Consider the following 23,353-nt stretch of genomic DNA (forward strand, 5'->3'; position numbering starts at 1 on the left):
CCGTTAGCCATAGCGTGGCGCTCACAGAGAGCACCGCCACAGCATTGAGTCGAAAACGCATGCGATATGACTCCAATAATCGTGTTAGTTAATACCGTTATAATGAGCGTAAGAAAGCAACCAAGGCATCACGCTCGGTTTTAGACATGCCTAGTACTGCCTGTTTGGCTGTCGCGGCTTCACCATCATGCCATAAAATCGCTTCCATCAAGGTACGCGCGCGTCCATCATGAAGGTATGTTGCTTCTGGGCTAACTTCTTTGGTAAAGCCAATTCCCCAAAGCGGGGCAGTACGCCACTCTCGGCCGTTGGCAATAAACTCGCCGCGGTGATCGGCAAGCCCCTCACCCATATCATGTAACAGCAAATCCGTATACGGATGAATGGTCTGCTCGCTCAATGCCGGTAAGTCAGGCCGCTTTTGGGTGGTAAAAGTCGGGACATGACATGCATGGCAGCCCGCTTCAACGAACAGCGCCTGTCCTTGTTTTACACTAGGATCTTGCATATTACGGCGCGCTGGCACGGCAAGATGGCGGGCATAAAAGGTAACAAACGAGAGAATATTGTCACTTACCTCCGGCGTTCCTCCATTTGGCATATCTTCACAAACGGATTGCGAAGGCATGCAATTGTGATGCGGGAACATGGAGGTCGTGAGGCCGACATCACCGTTAAAGGCCGCTGCATTTTGTTGTTTAACGGTTGGCAAACCGGCTTTCCAGCCAAAACGACCCAATGCGGTACGCCCTTGTTCGACGTCCCAGACTTGGTTTGCCCGTCCCGAAATCCCATCGCCATTATCATCACTGGGGTCGGCCAGCGCGTAGATATCCTCGGCGGCAATCGACTCAAGCAGTCCCAGTCCAATCATGGGCGGCGCAATGCGTGCAGACATCTGCACATTCTCAGCCATAGGCCCGTAGTTTAAATCGGTGATCGCAATGTTAGGCTTGCGCAGTGTCACCGATTCTCCGTCTTCGAATGTCACCGTCACCGGTTGGTAAGAGAGTGTCACTTTTCCTTCTGGTTTGGCGCCCGGTAGTGCGAAGTCTTGCAACTGGCCACCGTAATTTGGCTCGGGAATATTACCGTACTGGATCAGCTTTTGTTTTTCCGCGTCACTCAACGCCGGTACGCTTAGCCGTACTAACATCGAAACCGCGTTAATATCCCCCGCTTCTGGCGGATGACCACGGCCATCTTTAATGTGGCAGTTTTGGCAACCATTGGTATTGAATAAAGGTCCCAGCCCATCGCGCGCATCCGTCGATGCTGGCGAACTTACCCAAGGGTTACGAAAAAAACTGTTGCCGACGCTAAAATCGATGCGCTCACTCATCGGARGGTTAGCGGCTGGCTGTGAAAAGGCATTCTGCCCTTCTTTGATAACAGTGGTACTGCCACCCGAGGTGCGTTCAAATGCAAGGCTGGAAGGAAGGTACAACGCACTTATACACGCTGCACTGAGGTAAGCAATGACATAGGGCTTCATAGTGTATCCTGACAAAGCAAAAAGCCCCGCTGAACGGGGCTTGTCTTTCGCGGCTAAATTAGAATTGGTGGTCCGCGGTATCTGGGTTGAGGTTATCAATACCAATCAGTTTGGCGGCACGTTCAATGTGCTTGGTTTGATCAACCAGTGCAAAAATCGATTGGTTAACTAGCGCGTTACCCTCTGTGTTGCCTGCGGCAATCAACTGATCAAAATGCACATTGTTTTGCTCAACCGACACAACCAAGGTTTTGACTTGTTGGTGCGCTTTATCAAAGCTCGCTTTGATCTCTTTTGCTGCTTGTGGGTCTTTTTCAGCAACCAGATCCAAAATCGAAGGGCCAGTCAGCTCACTACCATCCACACGCTGATAGGAGCCTGTCAGAACGTTGTAAATACCTTGCTCGTTGTAAAAGTGCGAGTTGTGTGTGTTGTCTGAGAAGCAATCATGTTCATCTTCAGTTGAGTTCGCTTCCAGTGCCACTTTCATACGCTCACCGGCAAGCTCACCCAAAGACAGTGATCCCATACCAAACAGCATTTTGCGCAAGCCATTTTCGCTCGAGTCCGCCAGTAAGGTCGCTCGGTAGTTATCTTTGTTTCCTTCCGCCCATTGGTCGCGCATCCACGCCAAATCATCGACCAACAGATCGGCCGCCGCTTTCAGATAGTCACGACGACGGTCGCAGTTACCATGCGTACATGCTTCACCATAGGCAAAGTCGGTGTAAGGACGCTCACCTGCTCCCGCTTGGGTGCCATGTAAATCTTGCCCCCACAGCAAAAACTCTATCGCGTGATATCCAGAGGCGACATTAGCTTCTGACCCACCCACTTCATTCAAACTTGCTAGCAAGTCAGGCGTAATATCAGCAACGTCGAGCTTAGTGGCACCAATTTGAATGGACTGGTTAGCAATAATATTGGCCGTCGCGCCCGCATTACCTAATTCCGCTTGATATCCATCAGCAACATAATCAATCAGACCTTCATCGAGTGGCCAAGCATTGAGTTGCCCTTCCCAATCGTCGACAATAGCGTTACCAAAACGGAAAACTTCCGATTGTTGGTAAGGTACACGCGCATCGAGCCATGCTTTTTTTGCTGCTTGAAGAGTTTGTTCAGAAGGTTTAGCAACAAACGTATCGATGGCCTGCTCTAACGCGATAGCTGTTGTGTATGAATCAGCAAATACCGCATGAGCAATGTCAGCGTAATGTTCAACAACGTCCTGCTGGGTCGCTGCCTGTGCACCTAAAGGTGCCGCAAAAAGGGAAAGCGCGATAAGATTACGCTTAAAAGGGGTCAGTTCCATAATACCTTTATCCTTCGCTAGTGAGATTCAAATGGTTATGAGAACCATTCTCTTTTGTTGGCAAGCGATTTTAAGCAATGTGTAACTGAATGCAACAAGCAATTTGCGTTATTTCTCTTTATGTGATCGACCCATTATGCTTAGTGTTGAATACAACTAATTGCAACGCTGATCGGACCTGTTCAGCAGGAAAGTTTGTGACAAAGTAGTGCTTTTTGCACTGTGTCACTGAAAGAGCTAAAAATAACAATAAATTAGATTTAATTTGAACTCTAACGATTATAATATACTGAAAGACGGCGAGTTATTTCGCAGAGAAAAAAACGGTAAATCATCGTTTTTTCTCTAAATATCTTTGCACTACATCTGCTTGTATTGTAAGTTTCGCTCGCTGTTTTACTGGTGGAGGTTAATGAATGGAAAAACACGAAGAAGTCCTGGTCGCGCTGCGGCAAATCATCCGAGCGATTGACCTGCACTCACGCAAACTCAACAAAGTCTCTGGTATTACTGGCCCTCAGCTGGTTTTAATGCGTGCTATCAAAGAATTAGGTCAGGTGACCATTCGAAAACTATCCACGCACACCAACATGAGCCAAGCCACTGCAACTACGATCCTTGATCGCTTAGAAAAGCGAGGATTGATTGTACGCGTGCGCAGTGAACTGGATAAGCGTAAAGTCCACGCGCATTTAACCGAGCAAGGTGAAGCGGCACTCGAGCAAGCGCCGAAACCTTTGCAAGAAAGCTTTATTTCTCGCTTCCAAAACTTGGAAGAGTGGGAACAGTCGTTATTGCTCTCATCGGTCCAGCGTGTGTCATCAATGATGAATGCTGACGATATTGACGCCGCCCCACTGCTTGAGGTATCTGCGCTCACGTCACACAACGCGCAACTTCAAGCTAAAAAATAGTCACGACCCGGCAGGTAACAGGACGTCTCCACCGGGCAACCTGCCAGTTATGGCGTTACGAAAGCAAAGGATCATCGCTCTCGTCGCCATTCATGCATTCCACACCATCGCTGGTTTCATTCATTACAGTGATAAAAAAGACGGCACCATGGCCGCCTTATTTTACTGTTCTATTAGGTTATTGCCCGCTGCGCCTAAGGCACATTATGCCCTTTTGAGGCAACCCAAATGCGATACCATTGTTCACGACTCAGAGTTAATGAGCGCGCATTAATCGCTGACTTCACGCGTTCAATATTCCCCGAACCAATAATCGGCAACGGCTCTGATGGTAAACGCATAACCCACGCGTAAATCACTTGGTCGATGGTCGCATCCAGCTCATCCGCAATCGCTTGTAAGGTTTCTCTTACTCGCTTAGCCTGCGCACTGTCACCATTAAAAAGCTCCCCGCCCGCGAGACAAGACCACGCCATCGGCTTAATCCGCAAACGTTGCAACTGATCGAGCGTACCGTCATGAATCACGTCAAAACGCAGTGGGTTGATTTCGACTTGGTTGGTCACTAACGATTCATCGAGTCGCGATTGTAGAAGCTCAAACTGCGATGGAGAAAAGTTCGACACCCCTAAGTGTTTCACTTTGCCATGATGACGCAGTGTGGTGAATGCTTCTGCCACTTCATCTGCGTCCATCAACGCATCCGGGCGATGCAGTAAGAGTACATCTAAACGCTCAACGCCTAAACGCGATAATGAGTTATCAACAGACTGAATAATGTGACGATAACTGGTGTCGTAGTGATTAATCTTGCGCGTTGGCGCCGCTTCACTGACCAGCTTAATATCACACTTCGAGACCACTTGAATTTTCTGACGAACGCTTGGTTCAAGCTTGATCGCCTGCCCAAACAAGGATTCACAGCGATAGTCACCGTAAATATCCGCGTGATCCACCGTAGTAATGCCAAGGTCGATATGCGCTTTAAGAAAGCTAAGGCGTTGTTGTGGCGTCATTTGCCAGTCATCAAGGCGCCAATAGCCCTGAACCAAAGGCGAAAAATACGGACCGACGGGAGAAATAGAAGTTGCAGTTAACTCAGACAAAACACGTCCTTAATGTCGAGGAGTGAGAATTTCATGCTAATCCGAACCGGGCAAATCTACAATCTTTTCTCGTCTTAATCCCCGACGTAGTCACTTAAGTGGTCGACAGTGTTCATTCCTCACCCCAAAATTGATCAAACTATCACCAACCCTTGGCAAGCGGAAAGAAGGTCGGTATCTTGTTTGACGCAAAAAAGCAAAAAGGAAGAGAAAATGCTTATTCGACGCATGGAATTGCGGGATTGTGACGCGATCAACACCATTTATAACTATTACATTTCGCAAACCGCGATTACCTTTGATCTGGTGCCTTGGCAGACGGACGAGCGTGAGCGCTGGTTTGCTCAGTTTGACACGTCATCTCACTATCAGGCATGGGTCGCGGAGCAAAACAACAAACTTGTCGGTTTTGCATACAACACCGCCTTTAATCCCAAACAGGCCTATCTTATTTCCTCTGAAATCACGATTTATGTCGCTCACGATGCAGGTGGCCAAGGCATTGGTTCGCAACTGATGCAAACGCTACTCAATGGCATGCGTCAACAAGGCTTGCGCCGCGCCTACTCTCTGATCACTTTGCCTAATCCTGCGTCGTTGGCGCTACATCGCCGCTATGGCTTTCAACAAGTGGGTCAGCTCAGTGATGTGGGTGAAAAATTTGGAAGACTACACAGTGTCGCCATGCTGGAATGTGACCTCACGATGTAATTATACGCGTCATCAAAAAGCTGTTTGATAGCACTTGGGGCCGACAATAAGTGGTACTGCTGATCAAACGTTGTCTTTATTAATTTTCCTTTTGTCTATTTAACAAGACATCCTTTTTTATTTACTTATCGAAAACGATAATTTTTACGCAGAGTGGCTAACTAGAACCTATCTTTTTTTAGAGAAAGGTTGGGAGCGTCACCATGAAAGTCAGTAAGAAAATAACCCTCGCCATTGTAGGTGCCTCATTAAGTTGTGTCATTATTGTTGCTGCCATTCTTGCGACAAGAACTATGTCACTCTCTTCTCAGTCACTTAACCAGAAAGTCAGTGWTCAACTCACTGCCATTACCCAAGCAAAGAAGTCGGAGATAAATAACTATTTCCAGTTTATTGGAAATCAAATAAAAACACTGGCCAACTCCACGATGACAGAAGATGCATTAGCAAAGTTTTCATCTGCATTTCAACGTATTAATGATGAGGTTTCAACATCCCCTCAAAAAGACGCCGCACTGAAGCGATATTATACAGAACAGTTTGCTAATCAATATCAGAGCATTAACGACGAAACAACCAGTGCATTAGACAAATACAATCAGTTGACTGAAACCGCAAAACGTCTTCAGCAAAGTTATATTAGTGAGAATACGCATCCACTGGGGAGTAAAGATACATTAGTTAATGCGAATGATGGTTCAGTCTACAGCGAAATTCATGCCGAATTTCATCCTAACTTTCAGCACTATTTAAAAACCTTTGGTTATTACGATATATTTCTGATTGATAATCAGGGCAATATAGTTTATAGCGTTTATAAAGAACTTGATTACGCCACTAACTTGCTCAATGGTCCTTACGCATCGAGCGGCATCGCGCAAGCTTATAAAAAAGTCCGTCAAGCGCCAAAAGGTGAATTGGGATTTGTCGACTTTGCCGCTTACTACCCATCTTATGACAGCCCTGCTTCGTTTATCGCCAGCCCTGTATATAAAAATGATAAACAAATCGGTGCCTTAATTTTCCAGATGCCGATTGAGCGCATCAGCCAAATTATCAGCAACAATGATAAATGGGCTGAATCAGGCATGGGTAGAACAGGCGAGCTATTTCTTGTCGGTCCAGATAAGCGTCTGCGCTCTGAACCACGTCTATTAACTGATGACAAAGACGCCTACCTTAGCCGGCTTCAAGCGATGGGCGTAAATGAAGCAACAATCCACAAAATCGCCTATCAGAATAGTGCGGCCGGTAAGCAACCCATCGACAGCGCTGCTGCATCAAAAGCATTGGCGGGTCAGCAAGGGCTCATGACCCAGATGGGCTATCGCGGCAATGAGGTTATCGCCATCTATTCACCACTCGAGGTGTACGGCATTACATGGGCCGTCGTGAGCCAGCAGGATACATCCGAAGCATTGAGCGCTGTCGCGCAGATTAGCGATGATATCCTCTACTCGACATTACTGACCGCACTGGGTTTGGCTGTGGTTGCATCGATTGCTGCGTTCTATCTTGGCCGCAGTATAGGTGCCCCCATTCTTGCCCTTGCCGATAAAATTCAACACATTGCAGCAACCAAAGATTTGACTATCCAGCTTGAACATAAAGGTAAAAATGAACTTTCACAGCTTAGTGATAGCCTTAATGGCATGTTTGCCAGCTTCAGAGACGTTATCCAGCAAACCCACAGTGCGTCTTCATTACTGCTGCAATCCTCAAAAGATATCAGCACCGATATCGTTGATATGCGCGGTCAAATAGATGAGCAGGCGCGTAACTCTAGCCAGGTTGCGACAGCCGCCACGCAAATGGCCGCATCGATTAGTGAAGTCTCTGAGCATGCTAGCAATGCCTCTGAAGCTTCAGATAACATCACCCAATCTGCGCAAGAAGGAAGTCAGATCGGTGATAATCTTGTCGCGCGTATGCAGCAACTCCAAAATGATATGTCCAGTGCCACGCAGTCAATGGAGCAGCTGTCGCAAGAAAGTGAGTCTATTGGCTCGGTGCTTGATGTCATCCAAGAAATTGCGGAACAAACTAACTTATTGGCACTGAATGCAGCGATTGAGGCAGCGCGTGCGGGCGAGCAAGGACGCGGATTTGCGGTGGTCGCGGATGAAGTGCGCTCACTAGCAACACGCACGCAAGACTCGACGGAAGAAATCCGTAAAAAAGTCGAAGCACTTCAACTCGAAACACGTAAAGCGACGTCAGGCATCGAACAGGCGAACAGTGCTGTGCTTGAAAGCGTTGAGAACTGTACAGAAAACAATAATAAACTCAGCCAAATCACAGAGATGATTGAGCGTATCAACGAGATGAATATGCAGATCGCCACCGCCGCCAATCAACAGACTCAAGTGACCGATGAAATCAGTCAAAACGTTAATACCATGGCGCAATCGGCCGATCGCGTCTCAGAGCGCACCCGCAGTACTGAGGAAACAGTGACGCAGTTAAGTGAGCAGGCGACCACCTTGGAAAATACCATCAGTCACTTTAAAACCTAATCACAACGCCACAAAAAAAGGGCCAGCATCCTGCTGGCCCTGTTATTTTTCAGTCTCGCCTCTAGCCGAGGACGGGTTCTTGCGCTAACTCTCGGCGCTTTTCTTCACCGAAACCGCGCAATCCAACCACATGTACATGCTCTCGATCGTTGAAGATCTTACGCACTAGCTTGTACGTCGTGCCTTGTTCAGGACTGATGTTTTCCGGTGCCGCAATCAATAGCTGCATATCAAGGCGGTGACATAGCTCAAACAGCGTCGAAATGGATTTAGCATCTAAACGCGCTGCCTCGTCCAAGAACAGCAGACGACATGGGATCACATCTTTACCGCGCAAACGGCGTGATTCTTCTTCCCAGCTTTGCACCACCATCAGCAAGATAGCTTGACCCGTACCGATTGCTTCACCGGTCGATAAAGCGCCCGACTCGGCCTGCAACCAGCCATCCGTACCACGGTTAACCTCAATGCCTAATTCGAGGTAATTGCGATAATCAAGGAGCTCTTCTCCCAACACCTGTGGCGAACGTTGGCCCAACTCAATATGCGGGTTGAGGCGCTGGAACAGCTTCGCCATCGCCTCCGAGAAGGTGAGGTTGTGATTGCCAAACAAGTCTTGGTGTTGCTCGGCATTCTCAGCCAGGCCCGCTAAGAGTTGTGCATGCGTCTCGCGAATCGACACATTCAAACGCACCCCTTTTACCTGACCAAAGCCAATATTCTGTAGGCCTTGGTTAAGCATGCGGATACGGTTTTGCTCTCGCTGAATGGTTTTACGAATGATGTTCGCCACCGACTCTGAGCTAATCGCCAAACGTTTTTCCCGTTGCGTCAGCTCTTCGGTCAAGCGAGCGAGCTCAACTTCCATCTCTTCAATTGCTTCGACAGGATCATCGGTGCGAATAATATCGTGGCGAATACGCTCGCGTAAGTGCTGATAGACCGCGACGTAAAAGAGTACTTTGCGTTCAGGGCGACCAATGTCTTCCGATGCACGCAGGGCATCACGTAAGGTTTCATTGTCGGCGACCGCCAAACGCAACGCGCCCAATGATTTATCCGATAACGAACGCAATTCATCAGCCGACATATAGGCCATTTCGCGGCGATGCAGCTGTTTTTCCACACCGTTATCACGCGCAATACGCATCACCGTGCACCAGCCTGCTTTCGCATTCACCACAAACGTGCGCAAGTCTTGGTATTGCTTCAATGATTTACGCAGGCCTTTAGTCAGCGATTTCACTTCCATATCCAGCGAAGTAATACCACGTGAAAGCTGACTGTGGCGCTGACGCGCTTGATGCACCTGTTCATGTAAAGTGTCCCGGCGAACGCGAGCACGCTCCATCGCATCATCGTCGGCCTGAACGCCCAACTCAGCGAGCTCACGTTTAAATTCGGCGACGGTTTCTTGTTTCGCTTGGTGCGAGCTTTTCAGTGACGCCAGTACCTGATGATATTGATTCGTCTGTTGCTGAATATTTTTTAGTGCCTCGCGCTCACGCTGTCGCACTTGCTCCGCGGTTTTCAGCTTGCTTTTCAGTTGCTCATTCAACTCACTGCTTTGCGTGAGCATATCTGCCGCATCTTGATAGGCAAAGTGCGGACGACGCTCGGCTAAATCGGCGACCGCGAACACTTGCTGCTTAATCTGTTGCAGCTGCGCATCTGCATCTTGGTATGCCTGCTCAAGCTTATCAAACTGCTCAGGATCAGCATCCAACGTCGAGAGTCGCGCTTCCAACTCGGTGAGGGTGTCACCGTGCTGCTTGATAAAGGCACTAGCCTGCTTTGCCGCTTCAACCCGCTGTTGAATCGCATCGATTTGACTGTCCAGATCAGTATCAGCCAGCGCGCCAGCGCAATAACGGAGTTTGTCGAGGATCTGCAGCGCGTGCTGAGTCCGTTTGATTGCCTCGTCCGTTTGTTGCTGTTGCGCTTTGGCGTCTGCCAATTGACGCTGAATAGCCGAGCGCTTGTCACGGCGCTGCTTGATGGCTAATTCGGGATCCGCCTCAAAAGCAACCGTTAAATGCTCGGCAATAAAGTGACTGAATGCCTGAGACAAACGCTGTTGTTTTTGCACATCAAAAGATGCTTTGGCGTAGTCTTCGACCAAGGCTTCGCGTTGCTCGCGTAACGCCTCGAGACGGTACTCACGCGCTGCGCGACCAAACAAAGGCGTTTCAGGGAAGCGCGAATAACGCATTTGACGATCATTGAGATGCACACACACCGCGCCAGAGAGTTCCTCGGCATCAAACACGCTGTCGTCAAACGCGTCGGCATCACCTTCAATGACATACAGATCGTCTGGGCAATCGTCTAAGTCAGCCAGTTTTGCTTTCACGCCTTTTAAGTCAGGGACCACTATCGCGTGACGAGCAGGACCATACAGCGCACTGAAATAAGGCGCATCATCAAGGGTGATGTCGTCATAAATCTCAGAGAGTAAAGTCCCCCCTAAGGTGTCCGCCAGCGCTTGCAACTGAGCATCATCACTGCCACCTGGCTGGGCAAGATGCTCGATCGCCTGCTCGACCTTGGTTTTTTGCTCTGCTAATTGATCGCGCGCTTGGGTACGTTCACGCACCTGCTCATGTGTTTCGTGCATCGCCGCCATCACCGCTTGGCGATCGTGCAATGCTTGACCACTCTGCTCAATGAGCTTGGTCAGTGCGTCGTTGGCAGCTATCCATGCAGGTGCTTGTCCCTCTAACACACGAATTTCGTTAGCCAGTGCATCATCTTGGCGTTGATGCTCGCGAACTTGCTCGGCCTGTTGCTCGCGGGCTAGCTGCAACTCATCACGCGTCGCTTGCTGCAATGCTACCGCCTGCTCCACCGCATCCGCATCGGCCAGTGTTTCGTGGGTGACATCCTGATATTGACTCACCAGTGATTGTGCTTGCTCACGGTGCTGCTGACGTTGCAACAGCTCGCGCTGCTCGTACTGCAGTTGATTCAGGCTATCGGCCAAATAACGACGCTCGCGGCCTTGTTCCACCCAATATTTCGCTTGCGTTCCGGCTTTCTCACGCAGCGCATCCGGCTCAATGCGACGTAATAACGTAAACGCATGATCAAATTGGCTCGCCGTGGCAGAAGCAAGATCACGTTTGTGCTTCAGAGACAGCACGGTATCGGTTTGCTGCGCTTCTTCGGCTTTAAGTGTCTGCAACCGAGCACTGGCATCATCAGCCAGTAGCTCTTCATCGCCCGTCAGCGCGCGGGCTTTTTCTAGCGCATTCACCGCTTGCTGGTATTGCAAAGAACGCGTCTGTTGCGTGTTCAGTGCCTGTTGATAATCGGCCAACTGGCTTTTCAGACTATCAACTTCTTCTTCGCTTTGCGCCGCTCGCAGTTCGGCCTCAGCTAATTGCTCGGCCGCCTCTTCCACCACCATGATCTGTTCTTCAAGGCGCTCACTCAATTCAAGTAAGTCTTCCTCATAGCGTTGGATTTTTTCTTGCTGACGTAACGCAGATTGCACTAACTGCAAATGGTCCGATGCCGCTTGGTGGTCTTGTTCCAAGTGATCTTGACCCGCTTCCAGCTCGTCCAGCTCTTCTTGCATCGCGTGTGCTTGCGCTTGCTTTTGCTGCAATTCCGCTTGTGCACTGCCCAACTCGGCACGCAACGACAAGGCTTGTTCTAATTTGCTGCGTCGTTCGTTGGCATGGCGCATGTAGTCTGAGGCGACATAGTGCGTCGCTTCGGTGATCAAGTGCTTAAATAAATCCCGATCACGCTGGGTCAGTTTAATCGCTTCCAGCGTCATCCGGTTTTCTTTTAAAGCGACTTCCATATCTTGGAACGCTTTTTTCACGCCGCCGTTTTGCGGCAACAAATAATCGCGTAACGATTTGGTGATGGCACTTGAGATCCCACCGTATAAGGACGCTTCAATCAAACGATAGTATTTGCCGCGATCTTGCTGAGTGCGCAGCTTTTTCGGCAGTACGCCAAACTCAAACATCTGAGCGTGATAGTCGGTGACCGAGTTGAACGCTTTGAAATGCGCGGTCTCATAGCCTCCGGCTGCCTCTTTCACTTCATTTAATTGACGAACACGAGCTTGCCCATTGGCCAGTGTTTCTACCAATACCTCAGTCGGGGTCACGTGTGAAGGCAACCCTTGAATAACGAAAGGTTTGATATCGACTTTTTTGTCTCGCCCTGCGACTTGCTGCAAACGTACCGCAAATAACACTCGCTGCTGACGGGAATTCACCACGTCTAGCGCGGCATAACACGACCCCGGCTGCAATTTACCGTGCAGCCCTTTGTCTCGCGATGCACTCGAGCTGCCCGCTTCCGTGGTATTTCGGAAGTGAAGCAAGGTTTGGTCGGGGATCAAAGACGTGATAAACGCCGCCATCGTGGTTGATTTACCGGCACCGTTACCACCAGAAAGCGTGGTCACCAAGGTATCGATATCAAAGGTTCGAGCAAAAAAGCCGTTCCAGTTCACCATGGTGAGTGATTGATATTTACCGCGTTGGCTCATGCTGTCTGTTCCTCAGTTGGTTGGGATTGGGTAGACGAATCCTCTTCATGCAGATCGTCGTCCAAAAAGCTGGATTGGATATGCTCTTGGGTATGCACTACCGCTTCACCATCGCGGATCAGGCGCAGTTGTGCATCCTGCATGTCTTCTCCAGTGCGCACATCGGCGCCAAAACGGAACGTAGCTTCGCTGACACGGAACTTGTGCCCCTCACCAATTGGAATGATCATGCCTAACCGACGTAGACGGCGCAGTGAGGTTTTAACTTTGTCGAACAGTTTGTCACGATCTAAGTCAGAGCCGCTGGCGCGATGTGTAACCAGCTTCATCAGCTTTTTCTCATCGGCAAGTGCCATCAGTTCGTCGAAGAGCTCTTGGGTGGTGAAAATCCCTTCTTGCGCTAGTCGCTCTGGGCTGAGATAAAGAAAACACAAGACTTTGCCCACCAGCATATCCAGCTCAGACAGAACACTGCGGCGTATCAGGCTGGTTGAGCGAGGGCGCAGGTAAAAAAACCCTTCTGGGGCACGCACTAATTCTGCATTGTACCTCTGGTAAAAAAGATTCAGCTCTTGCTCAAACTCAACCAACAACGCATGGTTATCCAAATCTTCACTGGCAATATGGCGGCCAGCACGCAAAGCGCTATCCAACGCCGGAAAGAGTGGATTAGCGATCGCTTTTGCTAACCCTTCAGGCATTGGCATTTCAGTATTTATCGATGACATTCGCTTGTACCTTGGCTCCAAAGTCATTAATGGCCTGCCAGTCAGGCTGGATCGCGTTAAAGTCGGACTGGGAATAGCCCATCCGAACCGCTTGGTTAATCACCAAACGCGCGAGATCAAAGTGGCGGGCTTGCGGGTGCTCGGCCAGATAAGATTTCAGGACGTCGCCTAAGTTGATGGCTTGGCCGGTTTGACGGTGACGCTGTAGCATCTCAGAGACTTGACGTGATAGCGCATCATCCACCACCGTCAGCTCTTCAAATTCAACCTGTGCAGGCATTTCTCCCGTTACTTCATCGTCACGTAGCACTAAGGCTTCATCACGGGTATCGCGGAGTCGCTCTGCATCGGCATAGGTCAAAAACCAAGGCGCATCGAAAAAGTCACTCACCGATTGACGTAACCGCTGGCTGAATGCGCGGTTTTTATCCATGTCGATGGCGGTACGAATAAACTTGTGCACATGACGGTCGTAGCCGATCCACAAGTCAATTGCTTGCTGCCCCCAGTTGATGATCCGGTCGAGTTTCATTTGCAGGCTGTAAACCATCGCATCCACGAAGTCGAGATCATCACGCGAGCGCACCACTTCTTGAATCTCGAGCAATTGGCTTTGTAAGTTATCTCCCGCGGCTTGCAAGGTGTCTTGCAACTCGCGCAGCGTGCTCGAGGTTTCATTGAGCAAGTATTCACAATTGGCGATCGCAGCCTGCCAATCTTGCGTCAGCAACGCAGCAATATCATCTTTCACTTGCTGTTGCTGCTCGTCCATCACGCGTTGGTTGAGATCGATGCGATCAAAAATTTCGGCTACCGAGTATTTCAACACGCCATACACGTTGTGGCGCCAAAACTTCGCATCACCGTCTTGCATCGCCGCACTACGGGCTTTTTCAATTTCGTCTGCCACCATCGATAATTGCACCGACAACTTCAGCGCTGAATACTCACGGTGGCGCGCATAATAATCTGCAATGCCCATCGCCAACGGCGTTAAGCGATAAATGCTATCGCCCTCAGTCATTTCGCTGGTAAACCGGCTCAACAAACGGGCTTGTACAATTTCATTGATGGCGTTGTTGGCGCGAAAGGCTAGATTCCCCGCAGGGCTATCACCCGACGCGGCAAACTGTTCGCTTACGATACGGAAGGCATCAATCAATTCACCTTCGCTTAGTTCATCTTCGAAACGTTCTTGGCTCATTACCGTAATGGCCAATAAAAACGCCAATCGCTCCGGCGGCAAGTTAAGTGAAAAGCCACCTTGCTTCACCCAGTTGACCAATTCGGGCACTGTCTGAGCGTCGTCTGCCCCCGTCAGGGTTGGTTGGGCCTGATCACTCATCCGTTGTCCTTGTTGTTTTCATCATTTCTCATCTTATTCTGCCTTCTGTGCCCAGACGTGAATGTAACGTCCTAGCGACACAAAGGGTTCTTCGCGGCATAGCTGCTGTTCTAGCGCCACTACTTGTTCAAAGGTAAAGTCACCGGTGCGGGTATCTCGCATGTAATCATGAAACGTGCGCACTCCGGTTTTGCCCTTAATCTCGCATCCTGCTTGCGTGATCCATTGATACACGTCGTTAGGCATTAAGCCTTTCGTCGGCTGCAGTTTAAAGCGTTTTCGATGCGGCATCCCCGCCTGAACATGGCTTAAATTGCCGCACACTAAATTCTTAAAGAGTAAGCCGGTCTGGTTATAGAACATCACCGATGCGAAACCGCCGGGCTTTAGCAAGGTCAATAACGTCTTTAGCACCTGTTCTGGATGCTCTAGCCACTCCATCACCGCGTGAAACAAAATCACATCCGGTGCAGTGGTCAAATGTTCGCCGATCGCTTGCACAGGGGCGTGAACCAGCTGATACTGCGAGAGTAAGCCTTGTTGTTCAATCTCCTGTCGCGCTAAGTCGAGCATTTGCGAAGAGAGATCACATAAAGTGACCCTGTGACCAAGCGCCGCCAATGGCTGCGATAATGGCCCAACGCCGCCACCTGCATCTAGAATATGCAGTGGACGACTATCATCGTCAAAATGGCGCAAAATCTGTTCAATGTCTTGCCAAACTACTGCTTGGCGGATTTCGCCTTWGCCCGATCCATAAATGTTTTTAACAAATTTGTGGGCAATGTCGTCGAAATTTCTGTCCTCAGTCACAATGGCATTCGTTATCATTGAATAGTAAGAAGGGCATATTTTGTCACAAGCCTTACGTTAATAAAGGTTTATGGCACTATTTGTGCCTCGTTTGACTATATTTCGGGCGACATTGCATGTTTGAATTAAAAAAACTGATCTCAACCTTGATAATGCCCTTGCCCGCGCTGTTGTTGTTGGGTCTTTTCGGGCTATGCCTGCTTTGGTTCTCTCAGCGTAAAAAGCTGGCATCGTTTGTTATCTTGGGGGCATTTTTAGGTATCTTTCTCGCGTCTTTCCAACCCGTCGCCTCTGGACTGCTTCGGCCACTGGAACGTCAATATCCCGCCTTTCTCCCCACGGATAAACCCGTGGATTTCGTCATGGTGTTAGGCAATAGTCATGTGGTTGATGACGCATTGCCACCCACCTCCGAGCTATCACGCACCGCGCTGATGCGCTTGGCTGAAGGTATACGCATCCATCGGATGTATCCAACCTCCAAACTGATTTTATCTGGTTATGATCACGGATATGAAGTGAGCCACGCCAGAATGTTGGCGAGAGTGGCCATGGCACTGGGCGTTAATAAGAACAGTATTCTGTTACTTGAAACCGCCAAAGATACATGGGAAGAAGCCTATCAAGCGGCATCTGTCGTAGGCAGCAGTAATCTCGTGTTAGTCACCTCTGCCTCTCACATGGATCGTGCCATGTATGAATTTCGAAGCGCCGGGCTCGACCCTATCCCTGCCCCAACCAATTTTATGGCGCAAAAAGAAATCAAACAGCCGTGGATTAAGTACAGTCCTCGCGCACAATACTTGGAACAATTTGAGCGTTATTGGCATGAACGGTTAGGCCAAGCATGGCAAAGGCTACGCGATCTAATCGCCCAGCCGAGCGCATAAAAGGTAACAAAAAGCCGCGATAGCTATCGCGGCTTTTTTATTGGTGCTCAAACGCTCGCGTTTACGACGCTAAGTGCGCGCGTACCGCCTCTAAATCCGCTTGGGTATCTACACCGTGTGGCGGTGTTTCTCGGGCCACATCAACATGAATTTTCTCACCATGCCAGAGTACGCGTAACTGCTCCAGTGACTCGATTTTTTCTAAAGGACTCGGTGTCCAATGGATGTACTGGCTGATAAATCCGGCGCGATAGCCATAAATCCCAATATGGCGCAGTAGTGACTCAGGGACCTGCGGCGAGTCCTCACCAAAATGCTCCCGATCCCAAGGGATGGTGGCGCGACTAAAATACAGCGCAAAGCCTTGATGATCAGTGACAACTTTGACCACATTAGGATTGAAGACCTGCTCCGGTTGGTCAATCGCAACCGCAAGAGTCGCCATTGGCGCTTGTTGGTATGTGTTCAGGTTATCCGCGACTTGCCGGATCACTGCCGACGGGATCAACGGCTCATCACCTTGGACGTTGACGATAATGGCATCATCCGCAAACCCATAGGTTGTCACAACTTCAGCCAATCGTTCAGTGCCGGATTGGTGATCATCTCGGGTCAAGCAGACTTCACCACCGAAAGCCTCGACGGCAGAAACAATCCGAGCATCATCCGTCGCAACGATGACTTGTTTGGCACCTGCGGCTTGAGCTCGCTCGTAAACGTGTTGGATCATAGGCTTTCCGCCGATATCAGCGAGTGGTTTTCCCGGTAATCGGCTTGAGCCATAACGCGCGGGGATCACCACATAAAAGTCTGTCATCCCTGAACCTCTTCCAATGACATATCACGTGCTTCGGATTCGAGCAGCACTGGGATCCCATCTTCAATCGGATACGCAACACGGTCGAACTTACACACGAGTTCATTATTTTCTTTATTGAAGTAGAGCTTACCCTGACAAGAAGGACAAGCCACAATTTCAAGCAGACGGTGATCCATAAGTTTCCTTTAATTTTTATGCTTTTTCAGGTGGTGAAGCTTTTCTAGCACATAGTTTGCCGCTGTGTCAGGGAGTTTCGCTGCCACAGGCAAATACCACCAATTGTCTTGAGCAATGCCTTGATATTTCACAGCATCTTTTTCGGTCATCAATAGATGTTGCCCCTTTGCGGCTAAACTGTCTAGCGCTTCGGCACTCAATGATTGATGATCTTGCACCGCTTCACTGTGTACCGGGGTCACACCCATTTTTTGTAAGGTGGCAAAAAAACGTGGCGGATGACCTATGCCCGCCATCGCAACCACCTCAGGAAGAATCGAAACCTGACAACGTTGACCACTACGTAAATTCACCGCTTCGGTCGGTACCAATGTCATTGGCCACTCCCCTTGGTGCGGCTCACCTCCATTGTTGACCACCATATCTACGGTGGCGAGACGGGACGTGTGCTCGCGCAATGGTCCTAATGGAATATAGTGCCCGTTTCCGAATCGACGCTGACCATCCACAATCACAATTTCGAGGTCGCGATCGAGCCGGTAGTGCTGCATGCCATCATCCGTAACCACTACATTGACGCCCTCATCGAGGAGTCGTTTAACTGCCGCGCTCCGATCCGGGTCAACACAAACAGGCACTTGAGTACGGCGGGCAATCAAGACCGGCTCATCACCGGCCACGCGAGGAGAGGTTGTTTGCGACAACAACAATGGATACTGTTCCGATTTACCCCCATAGCCGCGTGATACCACCCCTGGACGGTAGCCTTGGGCCTTCAGTTGCTCCACCAGCCAAACCACAAACGGCGTTTTGCCATTGCCGCCGATCATGATGTTACCCACCACAATCACAGGCACGGGCGCGCGATAACAGGGGGCTTTACCACTCAGATAGCGTTGACGGCGATAGCGTGCCACCGCGCCAAATAGCTTGCTAATGGGCCACAAGGGAGCGGCCCAAACCGGAACATCTTCACGAAACCAAAGTTTTTCAACCATGGTCAGTCACCAAATTGAATACGGTGCAACTGGGCATACGCACCGTCTTGCTCTAACAGCGCCTGATGGTTGCCACGCTCAACAATTTCCCCTTCATCCACCACGAGAATTTGATCCGCATCTTCAATCGTGGATAAACGGTGCGCTATCACCAACACAGTGCGATCTTTTTGCAACTCGTCCAGTGCTGCTTGAATGGCGCGCTCAGATTCAGTATCCAATGCCGAGGTCGCTTCATCCAAAATCAGTACTGGTGCGTTGCGCAGCAGCGCACGAGCAATGGCAAGGCGTTGACGCTGACCGCCTGATAAGCTGACGCCATTCTCACCTATAATGGTGTCATAGCCTTCATCTAATTCACGAATAAAGTCATCTGCATACGCCAATTTTGCCGCCTCGATGATCTGCTCACGGGTGAACTGATCCTCGGCTGCGTAGGCGATGTTGTTGGCGACGGTGTCGTTAAACAGGTGAACATTTTGCGAGACTACCGCCACATGTTGGCGCAGATTGGCAAGCTTATACTCGTCAATGGGCACGCCATCTAATGTGATGGTGCCACTGTCGATGTCATAAAAGCGCGTTAACAGGTTGGCAATGGTACTTTTGCCTGAGCCGGAGCGTCCCACCAGTGCCAAAGTTTGCCCCGCGGGTAACTCAAAGCTGACATTGCGAAGCGCAGGCGCTTCTTTGGATGGATACGTAAAGACCACATTGTCCACCTGAATATCGCCCTTCACGCGATCTGCTTCATATTCACCAGTGTCTTTTTCAGTGTCGAGCTCCATCAGGTTGAACAGGCTGTGACACGCTGCCATACCTCGCTGGAACTGCGACGTGACGTTAGTGAGGGATTTTAGCGGACGCATCAAGCCAAACATCGCACCGAACACCACTGCAAACGTACCGGCGGTTAGCTCGGAGCGAATCGCTTCGGTATTTGCCAGTACCAAGACCACGACCAGCGCCATCGAGGCAATCAGCTGGATCACTGGGTTGGCAATAGCTTGAGCAGAGACCAGTTTCATCGTTTGTTGGCGCATACGATTACTGACTTTATCAAAGCGCGCTTTTTCAACGTCTTGGCCACCGTAGCTCAGGACGACTTTGTGCCCTTTCAGCATTTGTTCTGCCGAGCTAGTGACGGACCCCATGGCATCTTGCATATTCGATGAGATGCGACGAAACCGTTTCGACACCACGCGAATCGAAAACGCCACCACAGGCGCGATAACCAACAAAATCGCCGATAGCTGCCAGCTCGACCAAAACATCAGTATCATCAAACCGAGAATTGACGCTCCCTCACGAACTAGGCTCACTAAGGCGCTGCTTGTCGCCGACGCCACCTGTTCGGAGTCATACGTGATGCGAGAGAGCAAGGCGCCGGAGGATTCTTGATCGAAAAAACTGACGGGCATTTTCATAAAGTGGTTAAACATGCGTCGGCGCATGGTCATCACCACATTCCCCGACACCCATGACAGGCAGTAAGCAGAGACAAAACTAGAAAGTCCGCGCACTACCATCAACACCACGAGATAAACGGGCATCCATTTGAGGAAATCCCCCGCCACATCATCATAGGTAAAGCCTTGATCGAGCAGTGGCTTGAGCATGGAGAGCATGAGGGTATCACTGGCAGCATTGATAACCAGTGCGACAATGGCAACGATCAAGCCAAGCTTATAGTTGGCGATGTATGGCCAGAGTTGCTTGAACGTCTGCCAGGTCGTTTTATCTTGATATTCGCTCATTAAAATCGTTTAGCTGTGTAAAACAGACCGGCATTCTACTCTTTTACCCGCCGTCGTCCAAATTTACCGGTCGCCGTTCAAACAGCGTCCGATACCATTGCCCTTGGTGATCATATCGCCACCGGGTCATTTTCCATCGGCCATGGCGGCGCTGAAAACGCACTTGGCCATCTTTCGCGGTATCCAACCAAGTGATCCCCGCTTGCTGATAACGCTCGCGAACAGCTTGCGCTGGCAATCCCCACGGATTAAACAACCCAGTTGACGCCACCACCCAATGCGGTGATACCGCGGTTATCCAAGGTGACGACGAAGACGATGCACTGCCATGATGTGGCACCAGCATAATATCGCTCTGCACGGCTTCGCGATTTTCCAAGCGCGCCATTAATGCCGACTCCCCCTGTGATTCAATATCGCCGGTCAGCAAGACACTGCTACGTCCATCACTGACCCGAACCACACAAGAATCATTGTTACCCGCACGATCCGCCTGTATTGGCGGCCAAAGCACATGAAACCTTAACCCTTGCCAATCCCAATTAGCCCCTTTCTGACAGGGTAAATAACCACTTCTTTTCTCACTGGCGCGCTGCCAAATCGGTTGAAAGCGTTCGGTGATAAACGCGGCTCCACCATCGTGGTCACTATCACCATGGCTTAAGAGTAGGCCATCGAGTTGTTCGATGCCTCGTTGCTCAAGAATCGGCGTAATTACCGCTTGCGCGACTCCGCCCACTTGCCATCGGTTTCCAGTGTCATAAAGCACCGCTCTGCCGTTTTTAGTAATTAACACCGCTAAGCCGTGCCCCACATCGAGCACATCCAACTGCCAGTCGGGTAATGGTGGCGCACGCCATGCAAAACCAGTCATAACCAATACCAATAAAAGCGACGTTTGGCGGTGCCAACGCCAACTCATTATCAGCCAACATCCCCCCGCCACCAGCAAAGACCACAACCACGATAACGGTGGAGGCTGCAGCCAGGCTTGGCGGGCAACATCGGCAAGCCATATCACTGGCACTAGGCTCCAATCGGCCGCTTGCCAAATAAATGCCGCGACGGTACTGCCCGCTATTAACGGAGCAACCAGGGCGACAAAGACCAAGGGCACTGTGAATATTCCCACCCAAGGAACGGCAAGGAGATTTAACGGCGTGGCGGCGGCACTCAAACCAGAAAAAAAGCCCAGCTGCAAAGGCAACATACCTATCAAGAGAACGAATTGAATAAATACCAGTTGCTTGCCCCGCCAAACCATACGGGCATACATTGTTGCCGGGAACTCTCGCCGACGAGACAGCAAGTAATGCGCGAGGCACAGCGCTGACACCGCCGTAAACGACAGCCAAAAACTCAATGAAAAGCCTGCGAAGGGATCGCGCAATAGCACAGCCAGTAAGGTGATTTGCAACAAGGTGCTGGGAGACACCTGCGCCCCCATGCGCTTTGCACTGGCATAGATAAATAGGGCAATCAAGGCGCGCTGGGTGGGTAACGCAAACCCTGCCAACGCGGCATACCCTAACGCAACCAGCATAGCGCTGTAGAGCGGCCACCAAAGGGTGAGTCGCCATTCGGGCAGCAGCAAACGGATCCCCCACCCGACTTGCCACCCCAACGCAAACGCCAGCCCAATGTGAAGCCCAGAAATAGCCATCAGGTGAGCTAGACCGCTGTGCGTTAAGATCTGCCAATCTTCGTGGGTCAACCATTGCCGCTCTCCCAAGCTTAGCGCGAGTAAATAGCGGCCATAACGCAAAGGCTCAAGCACAGGGGTCAGTGCATTTAAGACTGATTGCCGCCATGATGGTGTGTGTGTGAGCCGCTCGGCTTTTTTGAGGCTGGCTTTGCTATGAATCCGTCGGGCCACAAAGTAACGCTCCGCATCAAAGCCCGCTTCGTTTAAACGTCCATACGGCGGCTTCAGTCTAACCGTGAACCTCCAACGCTCACCTTGTTGAGGAAAAGGTGGCGATTGCCAATAAAGGCGAACACAAACTGAGCGAAAAAACGGCAGTGGTTTATCATTAACTTTATCAACATCAAAAATAATCGATTGTGGGCCGGCTTTGGGGCTAAAAAGGCTGCCCACAGAGCCAGATATTGTAGTATCCTCTGTGCTAGAAATGATGTGGATCACGTCTGCTTGGTACAAGGTTGCGGATAATACAGCCCAAGTGAGCCCTAACGCGCTCCCCGCGAGCCACCAAAGGCGCTTTTTCCACCCAAAATGAAATACAATACACGCAATGAAACACGTCCAAACTGGTGGCAAACTGGGCCACCACGGCAGCGATAAAATCGACGCAGCCAAGCCGAGCGTGAATGTCAGCTTCATCGCGTAACATCCAGGTAAGTTAAGCAGGTATGCCCAAGAAGTTTTTTCAACGCTACATGCCAAAACGCGAGGCATTGCGCGATAACAAAGCACTGCGCGTGTTTGGAAGCCTGTTGCACGACCCAAACCTGTGGTGCTTGAATCGTCGCTCCGCATCGGGGGCCTTTGCGGTCGGTTTGTTCATGGCATTTGTTCCCTTGCCCAGCCAGATGATCATGGCAGCGGGACTGGCGATCTTGTTTGGTGTCAACCTGCCTTTGTCGGTCGCGTTGGTTTGGATCAGTAATCCCATTACCATGCCTGTGCTGTTCTATCTCGCCTATAAACTCGGCGCGTGGATGATGAACACACCGCCCTATCCCTTCCATTTTGAGCTCTCTTGGCACTATTTGGTTGAACAAATGGGTCACATTGGACCGCCTTTCATTCTCGGCTGTATGACCAGTGGTTTGGTGCTCGCCGTGATTGGCTATTTTGCCGTCAGAGGCATTTGGCGCTATTCCGTGGTAAGAAGCTGGCGTAAACGTAAACTTCGTATTCCTAACAAGTTAAAAGAAGTGCTGCCGAAGCCGAATAAACCCTCTTGATTCACGTTGATATCAGGCAACGCTAAAACGGTAGGAAAGGAAAACAAGCCGCTTGAGGGCGCATTGCGACACAGTCATCATCCGGCATTATCAATACGTAAAACCAACCCAAAATTATCGAGACAGATCGAAAAAGGGCCAGCACTCATGCTGGCCCTTTTGATGATGGGTTGTTGTAGCTAGCGCTCTCGCTCACCGCTATTTTGCACTCAATACAGCCGCTGGCTGCAACTGACACGCGCGACGCGCTGGATACCAAGCGGCCAATAAGCTGAGGAGCATCGCGGTTAAACTCACCACCACCACATCGGACACGCGTAACTC

General features: G+C 50.2%; 17 protein-coding genes. 5 read left to right on the forward strand and 12 right to left on the reverse strand.

Translation table 11 applies throughout. The features are described from left to right. Positions 1–97: 97 nt before the first annotated feature. Together BZG83_RS11405 and BZG83_RS11410 are read right to left on the reverse strand one after the other, a co-directional pair. Positions 98–1,495, reverse strand: coding sequence for a di-heme oxidoreductase family protein (locus BZG83_RS11405; protein WP_077480645.1), 1,398 nt, complete (start codon positions 1,493–1,495; stop codon positions 98–100). A 58-nt stretch (positions 1,496–1,553) separates the two neighbouring features. Then, complete coding sequence (locus tag BZG83_RS11410) at positions 1,554–2,810, reverse strand: imelysin family protein (protein ID WP_077480647.1); 1,257 nt, start codon at positions 2,808–2,810, stop codon at positions 1,554–1,556. A gap of 416 nt (positions 2,811–3,226) precedes the next feature. Between BZG83_RS11410 and BZG83_RS11415 the strand changes: the two genes are divergently transcribed. Next, positions 3,227–3,724, forward strand: a complete 498-nt coding sequence (locus BZG83_RS11415; protein ID WP_069587048.1) for a MarR family winged helix-turn-helix transcriptional regulator — start codon at positions 3,227–3,229, stop codon at positions 3,722–3,724. Between the two features lie 194 nt (positions 3,725–3,918). Here the strand turns inward: BZG83_RS11415 and BZG83_RS11420 are convergent, their stop codons facing one another. After that, positions 3,919–4,830, reverse strand: a complete 912-nt coding sequence (locus BZG83_RS11420) for an aldo/keto reductase (RefSeq protein WP_077480649.1) — start codon at positions 4,828–4,830, stop codon at positions 3,919–3,921. 213 nt (positions 4,831–5,043) lie between these two features. Between BZG83_RS11420 and BZG83_RS11425 the strand changes: the two genes are divergently transcribed. Next, positions 5,044–5,541, forward strand: a complete 498-nt coding sequence (locus tag BZG83_RS11425) for a GNAT family N-acetyltransferase (RefSeq protein WP_077480651.1) — start codon at positions 5,044–5,046, stop codon at positions 5,539–5,541. 203 nt (positions 5,542–5,744) lie between these two features. Beyond that, positions 5,745–8,057 (forward strand): methyl-accepting chemotaxis protein, encoded by a 2,313-nt coding sequence (locus BZG83_RS11430; RefSeq protein WP_077480653.1) that lies wholly within the window; start codon positions 5,745–5,747, stop codon positions 8,055–8,057. A gap of 61 nt (positions 8,058–8,118) precedes the next feature. Here BZG83_RS11430 and mukB read toward each other — a convergent pair whose 3' ends face one another. The 4 genes from mukB to cmoM are packed head-to-tail and all read right to left on the reverse strand — an operon-like array spanning position 8,119 to position 15,456. Next, entirely contained in the window at positions 8,119–12,570 is a 4,452-nt protein-coding gene (gene mukB / locus BZG83_RS11435) for a chromosome partition protein MukB (RefSeq protein WP_077480655.1), read from the reverse strand. Next, positions 12,567–13,298 carry a chromosome partition protein MukE gene (gene mukE, locus BZG83_RS11440; RefSeq protein WP_069587314.1) on the reverse strand — a complete coding sequence of 244 codons (732 nt, stop codon included), beginning with the start codon at positions 13,296–13,298 and terminating at the stop codon, positions 12,567–12,569. The genes mukB and mukE overlap by 4 nt, the downstream gene beginning before the upstream one ends. Then, positions 13,279–14,643 carry a chromosome partition protein MukF gene (gene mukF, locus BZG83_RS11445; protein WP_077480657.1) on the reverse strand — a complete coding sequence of 455 codons (1,365 nt, stop codon included), beginning with the start codon at positions 14,641–14,643 and terminating at the stop codon, positions 13,279–13,281. The genes mukE and mukF overlap by 20 nt, the downstream gene beginning before the upstream one ends. Before the next feature lie 33 nt (positions 14,644–14,676). Beyond that, entirely contained in the window at positions 14,677–15,456 is a 780-nt protein-coding gene (gene cmoM / locus BZG83_RS11450; RefSeq protein WP_077480669.1) for a tRNA uridine 5-oxyacetic acid(34) methyltransferase CmoM, read from the reverse strand. 116 nt (positions 15,457–15,572) lie between these two features. Here cmoM and elyC point away from each other — a divergent pair, with 116 nt between their 5' ends. Further along, a complete protein-coding gene (gene elyC, locus BZG83_RS11455; protein WP_077480659.1) occupies positions 15,573–16,346 on the forward strand; it encodes an envelope biogenesis factor ElyC in 774 nt (257 codons plus the stop codon). A 61-nt stretch (positions 16,347–16,407) separates the two neighbouring features. On the opposite strand, the gene kdsB is transcribed toward elyC, so the two are convergent. The 5 genes from kdsB to BZG83_RS11480 are packed head-to-tail and all read right to left on the reverse strand — an operon-like array spanning position 16,408 to position 22,442. Further along, positions 16,408–17,163: a 3-deoxy-manno-octulosonate cytidylyltransferase gene (kdsB, locus tag BZG83_RS11460; RefSeq protein WP_069587309.1), complete on the reverse strand. Its 756-nt coding sequence runs from the start codon at positions 17,161–17,163 to the stop codon at positions 16,408–16,410. Then, positions 17,160–17,342, reverse strand: coding sequence for a Trm112 family protein (locus tag BZG83_RS11465; RefSeq protein WP_069587307.1), 183 nt, complete (start codon positions 17,340–17,342; stop codon positions 17,160–17,162). Before BZG83_RS11465 ends, kdsB begins: the two co-directional genes overlap by 4 nt. Positions 17,343–17,351: 9 nt before the next feature. After that, positions 17,352–18,341 carry a tetraacyldisaccharide 4'-kinase gene (lpxK, locus tag BZG83_RS11470; protein ID WP_077480661.1) on the reverse strand — a complete coding sequence of 330 codons (990 nt, stop codon included), beginning with the start codon at positions 18,339–18,341 and terminating at the stop codon, positions 17,352–17,354. Between the two features lie 2 nt (positions 18,342–18,343). Then, positions 18,344–20,098, reverse strand: coding sequence for a lipid A ABC transporter ATP-binding protein/permease MsbA (gene msbA, locus BZG83_RS11475; RefSeq protein ID WP_077480663.1), 1,755 nt, complete (start codon positions 20,096–20,098; stop codon positions 18,344–18,346). Between the two features lie 43 nt (positions 20,099–20,141). Beyond that, positions 20,142–22,442, reverse strand: a complete 2,301-nt coding sequence (locus tag BZG83_RS11480) for a DNA internalization-related competence protein ComEC/Rec2 (RefSeq protein WP_158074959.1) — start codon at positions 22,440–22,442, stop codon at positions 20,142–20,144. Positions 22,443–22,471: 29 nt separating this feature from the next. Between BZG83_RS11480 and BZG83_RS11485 the strand changes: the two genes are divergently transcribed. After that, positions 22,472–23,029 carry a DUF2062 domain-containing protein gene (locus BZG83_RS11485; protein WP_077480667.1) on the forward strand — a complete coding sequence of 186 codons (558 nt, stop codon included), beginning with the start codon at positions 22,472–22,474 and terminating at the stop codon, positions 23,027–23,029. The last annotated feature ends 324 nt before the right edge of the window (positions 23,030–23,353 follow it).

Source organism: Salinivibrio sp. PR919 (genome assembly GCF_001995355.1).
GTDB lineage: Bacteria > Pseudomonadota > Gammaproteobacteria > Enterobacterales > Vibrionaceae > Salinivibrio > Salinivibrio proteolyticus.

Bases quoted from the DNA above. Each gene is read 5' to 3' on its own strand.
- BZG83_RS11410 (WP_077480647.1), bottom strand. From the start codon at position 2,810: ATGGAACTGACCCCTTTTAAGCGTAATCTTATCGCGCTTTCCCTTTTT.
- BZG83_RS11415 (WP_069587048.1), top strand. From the start codon at position 3,227: ATGGAAAAACACGAAGAAGTCCTGGTCGCGCTGCGGCAAATCATCCGA.
- BZG83_RS11425 (WP_077480651.1), top strand. From the start codon at position 5,044: ATGCTTATTCGACGCATGGAATTGCGGGATTGTGACGCGATCAACACC.
- mukB (WP_077480655.1), bottom strand. From the start codon at position 12,570: ATGAGCCAACGCGGTAAATATCAATCACTCACCATGGTGAACTGGAAC.
- mukE (WP_069587314.1), bottom strand. From the start codon at position 13,298: ATGTCATCGATAAATACTGAAATGCCAATGCCTGAAGGGTTAGCAAAA.
- mukF (WP_077480657.1), bottom strand. From the start codon at position 14,643: ATGAGTGATCAGGCCCAACCAACCCTGACGGGGGCAGACGACGCTCAG.
- elyC (WP_077480659.1), top strand. From the start codon at position 15,573: ATGTTTGAATTAAAAAAACTGATCTCAACCTTGATAATGCCCTTGCCC.
- kdsB (WP_069587309.1), bottom strand. From the start codon at position 17,163: ATGACAGACTTTTATGTGGTGATCCCCGCGCGTTATGGCTCAAGCCGA.
- BZG83_RS11465 (WP_069587307.1), bottom strand. From the start codon at position 17,342: ATGGATCACCGTCTGCTTGAAATTGTGGCTTGTCCTTCTTGTCAGGGT.
- lpxK (WP_077480661.1), bottom strand. From the start codon at position 18,341: ATGGTTGAAAAACTTTGGTTTCGTGAAGATGTTCCGGTTTGGGCCGCT.
- msbA (WP_077480663.1), bottom strand. From the start codon at position 20,098: ATGAGCGAATATCAAGATAAAACGACCTGGCAGACGTTCAAGCAACTC.
- BZG83_RS11480 (WP_158074959.1), bottom strand. From the start codon at position 22,442: ATGAAGCTGACATTCACGCTCGGCTTGGCTGCGTCGATTTTATCGCTG.
- BZG83_RS11485 (WP_077480667.1), top strand. From the start codon at position 22,472: ATGCCCAAGAAGTTTTTTCAACGCTACATGCCAAAACGCGAGGCATTG.